The 16,111-nt window shown below is 48.9% G+C and carries 4 protein-coding genes; all 4 read left to right on the top strand.

Features of this window, described 5'->3' with window-relative positions:
* The first annotated feature begins 23 nt into the window (after positions 1 to 23).
* Genes edeJ through edeG form a run of 4 tightly spaced genes read left to right on the top strand, consistent with a single transcriptional unit; the run spans position 24 to position 16,068 of the window.
* Positions 24 to 2,714 (top strand): edeine non-ribosomal peptide synthetase EdeJ, encoded by a 2,691-nt coding sequence (gene edeJ, locus HP570_RS01140; RefSeq protein ID WP_173624658.1) that lies wholly within the window; start codon positions 24 to 26, stop codon positions 2,712 to 2,714.
* Between the two features lies 1 nt (position 2,715).
* Positions 2,716 to 11,373, top strand: a complete 8,658-nt coding sequence (edeI, locus tag HP570_RS01135) for an edeine biosynthesis hybrid PKS-NRPS EdeI (protein ID WP_173624657.1) — start codon at positions 2,716 to 2,718, stop codon at positions 11,371 to 11,373.
* A 16-nt stretch (positions 11,374 to 11,389) separates the two neighbouring features.
* Positions 11,390 to 12,658 (top strand): ACP S-malonyltransferase, encoded by a 1,269-nt coding sequence (gene fabD / locus HP570_RS01130; RefSeq protein ID WP_173624656.1) that lies wholly within the window; start codon positions 11,390 to 11,392, stop codon positions 12,656 to 12,658.
* A 41-nt stretch (positions 12,659 to 12,699) separates the two neighbouring features.
* Complete coding sequence (gene edeG, locus HP570_RS01125; protein WP_173624655.1) at positions 12,700 to 16,068, top strand: edeine polyketide synthase EdeG; 3,369 nt, start codon at positions 12,700 to 12,702, stop codon at positions 16,066 to 16,068.
* Positions 16,069 to 16,111 lie beyond the last annotated feature (43 nt).

Below are 16,111 nucleotides of genomic sequence, written 5' to 3'. Positions count from 1 at the left end.
GGTGAGTAAGAGGGGGAGGGCATATGGAGACTACTATTTCGCAAAACATTCTGCTAACCAGTCGGAAATTTAGCCGGGAGGAGCAGTACTGGCAAGAGAAGTTACAGGGGGAGTGGACGCTCTCCCTCCTTCCAACCGAAGGAACGGAGAAGGAAGGCGATGGGGAGGAGGAGACAAAAGAAATATCGTTTGTCTTTCCAGATGATTTGAACGCTGCCGTTGCGGCCCATTGCGATCATCATCCGATGAAGCTCTACCTGTTCCTTCTGTCGACGTTTCAAATCATGCTGAATCGGTATAAGCAGACAGACGACATGATCATTCTCACACCCGTCTTTCAGAATCCGCTTCCCCCTAACGCTTGGAATCGGGTGCTGCCGCTGCGTGTACGGATGCATCAAGAAGCTACTTTTGCAGAAGTGGCGAAAGAGGGTAAGCAGCTAGTCAAAGAGGCAATGGAGCATCAGAACTATCCGTTTTCGCAAATGATGCAATGGCTTGATCTACCCGACACGGATCGGATGGCACTGCTGGATACAGCCTTCGTACTAGAAAACATGCAAGATATTACTGCTTTAGAAGGCCTGTCCCTACAAATGGTATTCGCATGCAAGCAAACAGAAGCTGGAATTACCGGACGCGTACGGTATAAGGGCGAGCAGTTCAAAGAGGCTGTCATCGAACGAATGATCAACCATTATCAACAAATTCTTCGTGAAGTCGTCGTCGATCCTAAACGCTTCGTTCACACAATCGAAATGTTGACAGAAGCAGAGCGGACAGATCTGTTGTACACCCGCAACCAGACGGATGTTGCTCATCCTGCTCCAAAGCCGATCCATCAACTGATCGAGGAGCAGGCAGCGCGGACGCCTCATCTAACAGCTGCTGTGCTTGGCAACAAAACCCTTACCTACGCTCAACTTAATGGCAAAGCCAATTGCCTTGCACGTATGTTGAAGGAAAGTGGCATTGGAAGAGGAAGCTATGTTCCGGTCTTGATGAATCGTAGCTTGAATTTGGTCATTTCCTTGCTAGCTGTGATGAAAACAGGTGCGGCATTTGTCCCGCTAGACGTGCAAAGTCCAAGCGAACGGAAAAAGCAGCTACTGGATGAATTGAATTGTCCCGTGACGCTGATCGGACCAGAAATACGCCAGGAGCCGTCATTCGTGCAATGGACACGTGCTGTAATCGTTGATGCGGATGATATCCGGGAAGAAGGGGACTTGAATGTCCAGGTAGATATGGACGATCCGATCTATGTGATCTATACATCTGGTTCTACTGGTAAACCAAAAGGGGCAGTCGTTCCTCATATCGGTATTTTCAATCGGTTTCGCTGGATGGATGAACACTACGGTTGTACAGAGCAGGACGCCATTTTCCAGACGACTCCCCATCACTACGACAGTTCGGTCTGGCAACTCTTCTGGCCGCTCTTGCATGGTGGCCGTACGGTATTGCCGATTCCTGAATTCGAGATGACGCTCGATCAAGTGTTGCAAGCCATTTCAACCTATCAGATTACAATTACGGACTTTGTGCCGTCGGTGTTCAATCTGCTGGTGGATCAAATGGAAACACGGATGGACATACACGATTCACTTTCTTCGATTCGCCACCTGATCTTGGGGGGAGAGGAAATCACCGCTCACACCGTGCATCTGTTTCTTCAGCGGTTTTCCCACGTTCGTATCACGAATCTGTACGGTCCGACGGAGACGTCTATTGGTGTCATCTACTTTGAGATCGATCATACCCATGAGGGACCGATCCCGATTGGAAAACCGATAGCCAATACGAAAATTTTGCTGCTAGATTCAAATCGCAAACTTGTTCCGGCCGGACATCAAGGGGAGATATATATAACAGGCTTGTGCTTGGGGCACGGTTACTTGCACGATCCCGAGAAAACAGCAGCCAGCTTTGTTGACAACCCTTATCCGGAAATTGGTTATCAAAAGCTTTATCGGACAGGAGACCTTGGGCGTTATCTGCCGAATGGCAATATCAAGTTCTGCGGTCGCATCGATCATCAAGTAAAAGTACGCGGGCACAGAATTGAGCTGGGCGAGATTGATGAGGTGCTATTGTCCCACCCGCTAGTAAAGGAGTGTGCCGTGCTTTTTCAAGAAGAGAAGGCTCGATTGTGCGCGTACTACGTGGCAAATGCCGAGGAATTGACCGCAAGTGACCTTCGCGGTTATCTTAGCGAACGACTTCCCGATCACATGATCCCATCCTTTTTTGTCAGCATTGAAAAAATGCCTTTGACAGCAGGGGGCAAGATCAATCGCAAGCTATTGCCTGAAGTGGATGAACAACAGGCGTCCGATGCTGAATATGTAGCCCCACGAAACGAGAAGGAAGAACAGCTGGTTACGATCTGGAAAGAAATCTTGGGAATCGAAAAAGTGGGGGTACACGACAGCTTCTTCCAGCTGGGAGGAAATTCCCTGCTGTTGCTTAAAATGCATGCACAAATTGTAAAACAAGTGGATAGCGAGATTAGCGTCGCGCATTTGTTTTCCTACTATACGATTGCCATGTTTGTGGATTTTCTCGAACAAAGAAAACAGGATCAGTTTGCATCGATGGAAGATCAAAGCGATGATGATGAATCCCTTCTGGAATTGCTGAGGGAGGTCAAGGAGGGAGTTCTCTCCGTAGACATGGGTGCCGAGCTGATCGACAAAAGGAAGGGGAATTAAGATGAGTTTGCTAAAAAAATACATCTTGGAGCAAGTGGCAGCTCATCGACTGCATGAAAAGGAAGCACTTCCTTTGCTGAAAGAATTGTCCTCTGCCAACGTAAATACGCGCCAAGATATCGCAATCATCGGTATGGCTTGTCGTTTTCCTGGAGCCAACAGCCTCGAAGAATACTGGAACAATTTGAAACAGGGGCACGATTCGATCAGTGATATCCCGGCTGCAAGGCGTCCAGATGTCGAGAGGGTCGCGAGAGAATTTTTTAACGGCACAGATTTTCAGTATGAGCGGATGGGTTATCTCGAACACGTGGATTTATTTGATCACGCGTTTTTCGAGATATCACCTGCTGAGGCTCGAACCATGGATCCTTATCAACGGATGTTTCTCGAGTTGGCTTGGGAAACATTTGAACATGCCGGGTATAGCGAGAAGATGATCAGCGGTTCTCCTACCGGCGTATTTCTGGGATATTGTGACAATGAATCACAATACCAGCGTGTGCTGAAAAACGTTGATTCGTCCTCGCTGGCTGGCAACGTTGCAGCAATTATCGCTTCCCGGATTTCCTATTTGCTGAATTTATCAGGTCCGAGCCAACTGATTAATACATCTTGCTCTTCCTCCTTGGTCGCTCTGCACCAAGCATGTCAGGCCATTGGAAATAACGATTGTCGAATGGCTCTCGTAGGTGGAGTTAACCTTTCCCTGTTTCCGATTCAACAAGATACGGACTTTGGCATCGTTTCCGTAGATCGCAAAACCAAAGCTTTTGATGACTTTGCTGATGGAACCGTGTGGGGAGAAGGTCTTGGCGCTGTTCTTTTGAAGTCATACGATCAAGCAGTTAGAGACAATGACTATATCCATGCCGTGATCAAAAGCACAGCGGTCAATTGTGATGGCCGTTCTACCAGCATTACTGCGCCAAATGCGATTTCTCAGTCTGCTTTGTTGCGAACAACATGGGAGCGGGCGCGAATCAATCCAGAGAGCATCTCCTATATTGAGGCACATGGGACAGGGACTAGATTAGGCGACCCTGTCGAGATTGAGGGGATCATGCATGCCTTTCAGAAAGTTTCAAAACGCAAGCAATTTTGCGCAATAGGCTCGGTTAAAAGTAATATCGGGCACACGATAGCGGCATCAGGTGTGGCTGGGATCATTAAAACGGTTCTGATGATGAAGCATCGCCAGATTCCGCCGACGCTGCATGTGAAACGGCCGAATACCTTAATTCCTTTTATTGATTCGCCTGTTTATATAAATGATGTGTTAAAGGCTTGGGATGTAGAGGCTGACCAGCCTGTGAGGAGAGCCGGGATAAGCGCATTCGGCCTGAGCGGGACAAACGCCCACGTCATCTTGGAAGAGCCTCCTGGGCGCGAGGCGATAGCCGGTTCAGAATCTGGCAATTACCTCATTACGTTATCTGCCAAAACAAGTGAGTCGCTCTGGGATTTGCTCGAGAAATACCAAACATTTTTATCAGGACCTTCTGAGCATTCCCTTTTGGATATGTGCGCTACTGCTAATATGGGGCGCGGACACTATCGGTATCGCCTTGCCTTCGTTATCAACAGCAAAGAGGACTTTTTGCAGAAGATCCATCGCCTGTGCGCGGGAGAACGGATGGAGGACGGTGCTCCGCTTGTTGATGGGAACCAGGTGCTCTACGGAGTACTGAATTCCCGTGGGGAAAGTTCATCGCCGATCAGCATGCAAATAGACAGCTCTGACCCTGTAGAAATGGCAAAACAGTACGTACGAGGAGTGCCAATCAATTGGCTTGAATACTACCGTCCAGTCAAATGGAAAAAGGTACCTTTACCAACCTATAGCTTTGCCAAAACCCGTCACTGGGTGCAAACGGATCAACCCGCAAACAACATGGTTGAGCAGTCCGATGCTGTAGCATCTGTAGCGGCTCATGAGAACGAAACTGCTGATGTGCATAAAATTGCTTCCACCTTCTTTACTTTTGGAGAAATGTTACTGACTCAGGTGAATGTCCAAAAGCAAACGAGTTTGGAAGAGGACGAAACTTTTTATTCCGGCTTGTTATCGCTTGAATGCTTCAAGCAACTAGGCGCTTTCCACAAGCAGACGCAAACGTATTCGCTGGAAGAATTGCGTGAAGCTGTAAGGTTTGATGGAAAAAATGAACACTTCTTCCAACTCATGCTTGAACTTGTCGTTAAAGCCTCCCTGGTTGAACACGTTGAAGGAGCATACCGTCTAACTGCACATGCAGAGGGTCTTGATGCAGAAGCGTTTTATCAGGATTGTCTGGATCGCTATCCAAATGAGCATGATACGTTCTCTCAATTGAAAGCGTGTTTTGCCCATTACTCAACGAGCATGACGGGACAAGACGTATTCGTGACGAACGGCGGTTCTTCTGACTTATATAAGTCGTATGCGGATCGCATTACTCTTGGAAACCCTTCTGGACTTATGGCAGTGGAAACCATTGCTCAATACATCCATTCGTTTAGCCGTCCCGTTCGAATTCTGGAGCTCGGAGGAGGTTCCAGCGGTCTTACTCGCTTATTGCTGCCGAAAATTGAGAAACAAGATGTCACCTATCTGTTTACGGACGGTGAGCAATCGTCTCTCGCAGATGCAGAAAAAGAGTTCCAAGAAGTATACCCGTTTGTGCAGTTCCGCCTGTTCAACATGGAGCAGGCCCCAGCCGAACAAGGCTTCGATCTGCATGCTTACGATGTGATTATCGCGAATAACGCTATACACAGGACGAAGGATGTTCGGGCATCCTTATCGATTGTGCATCAGTTGCTTGCAGAGCAAGGTGTGCTGTTTGCAATCGAGCTCGTGAAAAATCGCTCAACGGCAAATGTGATCGGGGGGCTTGCCGCAGACTGGTGGCAGCACGAAGACACCGAGCTGCGACCGCAAGCCAGACTGATGGATCCCTTACGTTGGGAAAAGGCGCTTCGAGATACGAACTATCAATCGGTTGCCATTTATCCGTCGTCAACAGCGATGGGTGATCTGTCTGATTCAGCGTTATTGATCGGACATTCAGCGTATACGCCACAAGAGTATCGGGAGTGGCTCTACCAGATCCATTGGCAAACGAAAGAGCTGAGAACCAATCAGCAGACCCAGCGTCCCGGGATATGGCTCGTACTTCAAGATGAAGGCGGTGTAGGAGAAACACTGGCTGACGCGATGTCATCGGACGGACATGAAGTGTTCAGACTTCGCAGCGGTGAGGCTTTTGCCTCTGTTTCTTCCCACGAGTTTATCCTAGACCCTAGCCAGCCGGCAGATTTGCGGCGTGTGTTCGAGAGCCTCGGGGACAAAAAGGAAAGGCTGACTGGGATTATCCATTTATGGAGCTTGACCTCGGGCGTCCAACAGCCAAATGATCTCAGAGAGCTTGAAGCTCTTGAGTCTGCGCAACCTCTGGGAGTTTACAGTCTGTATCATTTGACACAAGCGTTGCTTGAGCTGGATCTGAAGCAGGTGCTTGATTTACGGATCGTTTCGAACTACGCACAAGCAGTAGATGAAAACGGACCTGTTTTTCCAGAAAAAGCTCCCTTGTTCGGTCTAGCCAAGGTTATTTCGCAGGAAAATCCAAAACTGCAGTGCTTTAGCCTGGATCTCGCAACAGAGGGGCGTTCAACATCCCAGTTGGTAGACCAGCTTCTAGCGGAAATTCGCTGCAATCGAGATGACACATTGGTTGCCTATAGAGGAAATCGCATCGTACCAGAAATGAATCGCTGCGATATCGATAAAATTCCGAAACGGCCTGTAGAGATACGTGAAAATGGTGTTTACTTGATCGCCGGAGGTACCGGAAAACTGGGCCTGGCATTTAGTAAGCATCTGGCCGCTCAAAAAAATGTGACGCTCGTGCTGATTAATCGTTCGCCACTTCCACCTAACCACGAGTGGCAAGCGCGTTTACAGCATCCAGACTGCAGTGCTGCTGAGGCCCGAAAGCTGAAAGCCCTGCTGGAGCTAGAGGAAATGGGAGCGCAGGTAGTCTGCTACGCTGCCGACGTGTCGGACCGTCAGCAAATGGAGGATATTTCCGAGCAAGTCCGTGCTCGTTACGGACCGATCAACGGCATTATCCAATCCGCGGCGCATATCACCTTTGAGACGATTCAGAAGAAGAAGTTTTCCGATTTTCAAAATGGTTTGAAAGCGAAGATGGCGGGCACAGTCATACTCGATCAGATAGCTGAACCGGAGCATTTGGATTTCTTTGTGATCTTCTCATCACTTGCTTCGATTTGGGGTGGGGCGACTGGAAGTGACTATGTCTCGTCCAACTGCTTCTTGGATGCCTATAGTGCAGCTCGCAGTCGAACAGGAAGACCAACGATAGCTTTGAACTGGTATGCGTTTGAAGGGATAACAGGTCCTGGTTTTATCGGATACATGCCGATGGATGGCGCAATCCAAGCCTTCGCTGCTTCGCTGTCTTGCCAAACTGAGCACCTGATCATTGGGCAGTTTGATTTGCAAGTGCTGAAGGAATGGGCACCGTCTCTGAAAGTAAAGCTCGGAGATTCGATATTTGCAAGCGAAAAGTCTCGTAAAGAACGCGAAGTACCTACAGAAGTGACCATGCAAAACCGTGTTGTTTTGTCTGGTAGGGAAAAAGGCGATCACTACACTTCGCTGGAGCTTGCCTTAGGCCAGATTTGGTCTGATGTGCTGGGTTACACCGAATTGAGCATCGACGACGACTTTTTCAGACTGGGTGGCGATTCTCTTTTGGCAATTGGTATCGTTTCCCGTGTCTCCAAGCAGATGCAAAAAGAGATCACGATCACCAACCTGTTTCAGACACCGACGATCCGTCAATTGGCTATGTTGATGGCTCCGAATGAAGAAACAGCCGTGTCAGCGATTCCTGTAGCGGAGTATCGGGAAGCTTACCCAGCCACCTCGTCTCAGCAGAGAATTTATGTGCTGGAACAAATGCAGGGAGGGGCAGTCGCCTACAACATCCCTACAGTCATGATGCTTGAAGGAGAGCTGGACAGAGAGGCTTTCGAACGTGCATTTATCTCGCTGGTGCAGCGTCATGAGTCGTTGCGCACCTCGTTTTCCATCGTGGATGGAGCATTGATGCAAACCGTTCAACCGAGCGTAGATTTTACGTTGGCGTATAGTGAAGTCGACGAGAACGATGCCAAGAGAACGGTCGAACAATTCATTCGACCATTTGACTTGTCAAAAGCGCCGCTTGTTCGCGGGATGCTCATTCGCATGGATGTCAATAAACACTTGTTGCTGTTCGACATGCATCACATTATTTCCGATGGTGTATCCATCAACATTTTGATCCGCGAGTTCTTCCAGTTGTATCAGGGACTCGTGTTGCCCGAGCTGCGAATTCAATATAAAGACTACAGCGTGTGGCAAACCGAACAACTTAGCAATGGGATATTGGCCGCTCAGGAGAAATTCTGGCAGGGAGAGTTGGATGGAGAACTTCCTGTGCTTAATCTGCCTACGGACTACCCTCGACCGTCTGTCCAGAGCTTTGACGGAGATGTCCTAACCTTTGAGATTCCTCAAGAAATGACTGAGAAGATACTGGCACTGGCAAAAAACAATGGGGCAACCTTGTACATGACGCTATTGGGCGCGCTCAGCATTATGTTGTCGAAATACGCTGGCGAAGAAGACATTATCATCGGATCGCCAGTGGCTGGTCGTCATCATGCAGACCTGGAAAACATCGTGGGTGTCTTTCTGAACACACTGGCGATGAGAAATTTCCCGCGAAGCGATCGAACCGTGTCAGATTTCCTTCAGGAAGTAAAAGAACGGGCACTGGCGGCGCTCTCTCATGCCGACTATCCGTTCGAAATGCTGGTGGATCGTCTGACGCTGCCCAAGGATACAGCGCGCAACCCATTGTTTGATGTGATGTTCATTTTGCAAAATACCGGCGACGCGAAGGGAAGCATGAGTGCAAATGGGCTGACGCTCTCACCTTATCCTTTTGAACAGCGCTCTGCCCAGTTTGATCTGACCTTTGACATTATTGAACGAGAACAGCGCCTGATTGTCGATATCGAGTACAGCAACAAGCTATTCAGCAAAGAGACGATCGCGTCAATGTCCACACACTTCCAGAAGATTCTGGAGCAAATGGTGGAGGATCCTGAACAGTTGATCGGCAAGATGTCCATGCTGGCAGCAGAAGAACGCATGCTGCTGATTGAGCATTGGAATGACACGAGTCTGGAATACTCTCGTGAAAAAACGGTCGTCCAGCTCTTTGAAGAAGTAGCGGAAAAACAGCCGAACGCGTTAGCAGTTTCATGCGGAGATGAGAAAGTTACTTATGCGGAATTAAATAAGCGAGCAAACCAGGTTGCCCGTTTGATCAAACAACAAGGCGTCATTGCTGATACTTGCGTGGGCCTTCTGACGAATCGCTCCGTGGAAATGATGGTCGGACTCATGGCGATCTTGAAAGCGGGAGCTGCGTTTGTTCCGATTGATCCGCACTATCCAGAAGAACGCATCTCCTATGTTTTGGAAAACAGCATGACTCGCCTCGTCTTAACCCACGATTCTCTGGCAGAGAAGCAGTGGGGAAGTGTTGTCCGGGTGGACGTAAACGATTCCCGGATAGAGACGGAAGACGACTCCAATCTTCCGCCACAGGCTACACCTGGTGATCTCGCCTATGTCATTTACACATCGGGTTCTACAGGCAAGCCTAAAGGTGTCATGGTTGAGCACGGCAATTTGATGAGCTTCTGCGCAGGGATCGGAGAACACATCGATTTTGCCAGCGCAGACAAAATGCTGGCTGTGACGACGATTTCGTTTGATATTTTTCTGCTTGAAACGATTGTACCGCTGACGAAAGGGATGACTGTAGTCATTGCAACCGAGCAGCAGCAAGCAGACCCGCAGGTGCTAAAGGAGTTGATTTTGCAGGAAGAAATCACATTCCTTCAACTGACTCCATCCCGGCTGCAGCTCATGCTGGAAGAGAAGAGCAACTTGCATGCACTTGACAGCCTGAAAGCGATCCTGATTGGAGGAGAGGCTCTTTCAAAGTCTTTGTTCCAAAGGCTTCGCACACAAACGAAGGCGAGACTTTACAATCTGTACGGTCCGACTGAAACAACGATTTGGTCTACGGTGCAGGACTTGACCGATGCAGAGGAAGTAACGATTGGTGCGCCGTTGCCCAATACACAAGTCTACATCCTCGATGAGCATCTCCAAGTGCAGCCGATGAAGATCAATGGTGATCTTTATATTGCAGGAGATGGGGTAACGAGAGGATACTTTGGCCAGCCAACACTGACGGCTGAGCGCTATATTCCTAATCCGTTTCAACCTGGTCAGCGCATGTACAAAACAGGTGATCTCGCGAGATGGCTGCCGGACGGGCGTATTGAATACGTGGGACGATCTGACTTTCAGTGCAAAGTGCGCGGTTATCGCATCGAATTGGGTGAGATTGAAACTGCCCTTTCTCAGCATCCGGATATTACGGAAGCAGTGGTCAGTGTGCGAGATACCGCCAGCAATCCTTACCTGGCTGCCTACTATATGGCGAAGCGAACGTTGGACAGTGATGAATTGCGTGCGATGCTGAGCAAAAGTTTACCCGATTACATGATTCCACATTTCTATACGCATATGAATATGTGGCCGCTGACACCAAACGGAAAGTTGGATCGCAAATCATTGCCAGAGCCTGATTCACTCCAAGACAAGCACATCGAATATCAAGCCCCGGCTACCAGACTGGAAGAACAGGTGGCGGGCATCTGGCAGGAAGTGCTTAAACGTGAAACGGTCGGTATGCAGGATCACTTCTTCCAAATAGGCGGTAATTCGCTTTTATTGGTACAAGTTCATGCCAAGCTTGAACAGCTTTACCCTGGACGGGTTCGAATTGCCGATTTGTTCGCTCATCCTACGCTGTCTAGCCTGACCAACTTTTTGAAGAATACCGCTTTAGACCTGGCAGATGAACAAGGGGAATCTGATACGGCTACCTATTGGTTGAAGGAGCTGGATCGTGTCTCGCTGATAGAGTTGTCGCCTGAGTATTGGGCTAGTGGAGAAGCGAATGTGGACACAGACTGGGTCCAATTCTCACTTACTGATGATCTGTTTGAAAATGTTCAGCAGGTAAGTCAAATGGAAGCAGTTGAGGTACAAGACGTTCTGCTTTCGATGTACCTGTACCTCATGGCGGAATTGACAGGACAGCAGGATCTTTATATGGAAGTAGCTGTCGCCAGGGAGCTGCAGATGAATGTTTATCCATTCCGGGTGAACATGTCAGAGGTCAATACCTTCTTCGATCTTTTCAAGCAGGTGCAGCAGAAACGACAGTTCATCGAGAAATGGACGGGAGACGCCTCGTTGTGGCTTGAAAAATTGCGGATAGAACGCAACGACGGAACGATTATTCCATTATTTGGCGGTGTCAATGCGTTTACAGATGCATCGTTTACACACCATGAACATGAGCTTGCCTTCTGGATCAAGGAAGGAAACGACGTGATTGATATCGTGTGTGCGTTCGACCCTAAATGCCTCCGGGCAGAAAAAGTCACGGAAATGACTCAGGATTACCAGCAATTGCTCAAGATGCTAGTGAATGAATACATGACGTAGAGAAGGGTGATCAAACATGGACAAAATCGCACTCTTATTCCCGGGACAAGGTTCGCAATATGTTGGAATGGGCCAAGCATTATGTGAGGCCCATCCCATTGCGGCGCGCACCTTTGAAGAAGCAAGTGATGCACTTGGATTTAACCTGCAAACACTTTGTTTTGCAGGGGATGTACAAGAATTGACCAAAACAGAGCACGCACAGCCAGCAATCCTGACAGCAAGTGTCGCAGCCTTCCGCGTTTATTCACAGGAAATGGACATCGAACCGAAGTGGGTGGCTGGTCACAGTCTGGGCGAGTTTACGGCCCTGACTTGTGCCGGTGCCATCCAGTTTGCAGATGCCGTCCGCCTTGTCTATCGGCGAGGTCAGTTCATGCAGGCGGCTACGCCGCAGGGTGTCGGAGCCATGTCAGCAATCTTCGGGTTGGATGCTCAACTTGTCGAGGAGATTTGTCGGGAACATTCTCGTGACGGTGCGATCGTTGTGGTCGCCAACCATAACTCCGCTGATCAGATCGTCATCTCTGGACATGCACATGCGGTGCGGCAAGTAGAAGAAGCGTGCAAGCAGCAAGGCGCTACTTCCGTTGTCACCCTCAAGGTGAGTGCGCCTTTCCATTCGCCTCTCATGGTGCAAGCAGCCGAACAATTAAATGAAGAACTGACGCGGTACACGTACTGCGATCCCAAATGGCCTGTCATTTCCAATGTGACAGCACAACCATATGTCCATGCTAATCAGCTTGTCGATTTGCTCACAGCCCAGACAACCAGCCCTGTTCGCTGGCAAGCTACGATGGATTACTTGGTAAAACAGGGAGCGAATACTGTAATTGAGCTCGGACCAAAAAGTGTACTGACAAATTTGGCCAAAAAATGTCCGCTTCGGGCCTTTGCCTTTGACAAGCAGGGGGAGATCGATCGTTATCAACAAGAGCTTCAAGATGCTAAAAAGCGTAATCAAGCAGCAATTGCCCAATTCGTCGATTCTTGCATTGCGATTGCCGTTTGCACGAAAAACCGCGGTCTCGATGAAGAAGCGTACCAGCAAGGGGTGATTACGCCCTATCAAGCACTTCAACAACTGAGACAACAGCTGGAACAAGGGGAAAAAGAGGGGGGCTATGGGGATGTACGCGAAGCTTTTTCTCTGCTTCGTTTGATCTTGCAAACCAAAAAAGCTCCTGACGCGGAACAAGCCATGCGCTTTGAACAGCTGACCAGCAAACCAGAACTGCAACAGCGATTTCCCGAGATCAGCAACGAATGGCAAGCAAGCTAAGCCGAACCAGGTAAGCAGAGGACCCAAGGAGGAAGAATGCAGTGAGCAAGCCATTAGGACTGAACCGAGTCAAACTGAATAAACAGCAGACGGATGCTCATTCAACTGACAGCAAAGCCAATCAACACGATATTGCGGTGATTGGTGCTGCTTGCCGATTCGGAAGCGCAGAAAACCCGGAAGACTTTTGGCGTCTTTTACAAGCTGGTCAAGATTGCGTCCGAGAGCTTCCCAAAGAGCGCCAGAACGATTTGATTCCATTGTTACTCGCCAAAGGGTTGACGATGGAGCAAATTCAATTTCGAGAGGCTGCCTACCTGAATGAAATTGATAAATTCGATCCGCAGCTCTTCGGTCTTTCTCCTAAGGAAGCCAGCCAGATGGATCCGAACCAGCGCTTATTTTTGCTGACATGCTGGGAGGCGATTGAGGACGCAGGATATGGTGGAACAATGCTCGCGGGCAGCCGTACGGGTGTATATTTGGGATTTAGCAGTGATTTTGGTGAGGAGTATAGACGAATGATTCGAGAGCTGGAACCAGAAGCGTTGTCCACCTCAATCATTGGCAATATGAAATCGGTGATCGCTTCTCGCGTCTCCTACCTGTTGGATCTCAAAGGTCCGAGCATGCTTGTAGACACATCCTGCTCCTCGTCGCTGATGGCTGTTCATCTGGCATGCCAAGCGATTCGTCGAGGAGAATGTGAGATGGCGCTGGCCGGCGGTGTCAAGCTCATATTGCTGTCTTTACAAGATGGAAGCAATGATTTGGGAATTTTATCGCAATCCGGTCGTACTCGCCCTTTTGACAATGATTCAGACGGTACGGGTGTCGGTGAAGGCGTTGGCGCCGTTTTACTGAAACCGTTGGCAAAGGCTCTTGCAGACGGGGATTCGATTTATGCGGTGATCAAGGGAAGCGCCGCCAATCAAGACGGCCATTCGTTCGGGCTTACAGCGCCAAATTCACTGGCACAAGCCGAAGTAATCCAGCAGGCATGGAAAGACGCTCAGATTGATCCCGAAACCCTTTCCTATATCGAGGTGCACAGCATAGGTACCAAGCTGGGTGATCCTATGGAGATGGACGGGCTGGAGAGAGCGTTTCGCCCATACACAAATCGGCGCCAATTTTGCGGGATCGGCTCGGTAAAGACGAACATCGGTCACACCGACCACGTAGCGGGGATGGCTGGTCTTTTCAAAGTGATCCTGTCTCTTAAACAAAAGCAGATACCTCCGCATTTGCACTTTCAACGTGCGAATCGGATGATTCCTTTTGAACAATCTCCCATTTACATCCATGACACGTTGACAGAGTGGGAACCTGAGAAAAGCGTGCGACGGGCTGGAATCAGTTCGTTTGGGATGAGTGGAACGAATGTGCACCTCGTAGTAGAGGAAGCACCAGGATTTATACCACCTCCCAAGCAAGAAGAAGGGACTCAGGCTATTGCGTTATCCGCGAAAAGCAAGGAGAGCTTGCTCAACCTGTTGCTCCGCTTTCAGAAGTGGACCAGCAAGCCAGTGGAGGAACTGCCGACATTGGAAAGTCTCAGCTTTACGGCAAATACGGGGCGTAGTCATTACGGCTACCGATTGTTACTGATTTGCAGGGACATGGACGATTTTGCAGCAAAAATCTCCAAGTTGTGCGTAAGCGACTGGACAACACTTTCTGATCCAGATATTTTCTTTGGCTGGCACAAAGTTATCTCCCAGGAAAAAGCGGATAAAGAGCCTGGAATACTGACCGAGGCCGAACAACAAGCGATGAATAAGGCGGCTAATGCTCTTTTGCAAAAGCTTTTGTTAGCGCAAAGCAAAGAGTTATCTGATCTGAAAGAGCTTGGCGAATTGTATGTGAGCGGGGCAGATGTACGCTGGAGTGCCATGTATACGTTTAAAAAGCCGCGCCGCGTGCACCTCCCTGTTTATCCGTTTGAGCGTAAGCGTTATTGGCTGGACATCTCTTCTCTTCCTTCTCTTGACAAGGATGCCGGGAGAGAAAAAGACAAGGTCGCACCGCAAAAATCTGGAGAAGCGAAGCTGCCAAACGTGGTTGTACGTGGGAGAAAACATGATACCTACACCACTTTAGAGCAAGAGCTGGCTCACATTTGGGGATATGTTCTGGGGCTTGAAGAAGTAGATGTCCACGACAATTTTTACGAGCTGGGCGGGGACTCGATCATCGCAATTAAAATGATCAGCGAAATCTCCAAGCGGATGAACCGAGAAGTAGAAGTACAAGACCTGCTTACCCATTTGACGATTTCCGATTTTGCTGCCTTTCTTGATGCGGCTGGGCATGTAGAAGAACAGGTTGCGAAAGCAGAGGCAGCTGCTACTACAGTCCAAGCTATTCAACAACAAAACGCAAAATCAAGGCAGGGTGCGCAAATCAAGCGCGGCTCGTATGCCGATGTCAGCCATTTATCCTGGCGTCAATGGAATTGTTATGATCGCGGTCTCGCTTTATTAATGGAGGAGCAGGATGCTCATCTGATCCCTTATTTTAAGCTTTTTCTCGGGTTGAAGCGCAGCTATCAGCTTGATACTGAGGGGTACCCCTATTCGTATCGGGAACATGCTGAGGTTATGGGATATTTGTCGGATGAGGAGATGCTTTATAAATTTGGCTATCGGGTCAAGCTCGTGCCAGTCACACATCTGGATGAATTGCATGAGTCGATCATTCGCCAACTGGATCATGGCAAGCCCGTAATGGTTGCGTTTGACGAGTACTATACCTTTTACACACCGCAATACCAGAAGGAACATACCGATCATCTCACCGTCATCACTGGCTATGACCATGAAAAGCAGGTCTATACGATCATCAATCACAATCATTTGACTCGCGGGCAAGCGCAGCGAATCCAATATGATAAATTTTCCACAACGTACCAAACGCTTGAAGAGATTTATGCAAATGTAGATCCGCATTCCCGGCTGATCATGGTGCTCGATCGCGTTACAGATGACGAGGCAAGCTTGCGTGCGAGCGCGGATGAGGAGTTGCTGCGATTACTAAAAGCGGTCGAGACTAAACAGCAAGTTGGCCGTGAGCTTACGCTGTTGCTGTCACTTACGGAGCAGCCAGACACCTATTTTCATGAAGCTAATCTAAACGAGCTCTACGTTCAATTAGGCGGGAAAGAACTGTGGATGGAAACATTATTGGACTGGTACATTCCACAGGCGGATCAGTCTGTACGCGAACTGGCGGAGGAGATTTTGCAGATATCCAATAACGCGGTGAATCGTTATGCCCTTAGCTTATACAAAGAAAAAATGTTGAAGCGATCCGATGTGGAAGCTGCTGTCGACAAGTTGAAGTCACTTACTAGTCAATTTCTGCAACAAGTATTTGCCTTGCGAGAACGTGATTCGGATATCCGATAGTCGCATGTGTTTACCATTACGATAGACAGGAAGGAGAGTGCTC

It is taken from the genome of Brevibacillus sp. RS1.1, from assembly GCF_013284365.1.
Classification (GTDB): domain Bacteria; phylum Bacillota; class Bacilli; order Brevibacillales; family Brevibacillaceae; genus Brevibacillus; species Brevibacillus brevis_D.
Note: the sequence above shows the minus strand (reverse complement) of the source record. Positions and strands in the feature narration are given on the sequence as shown.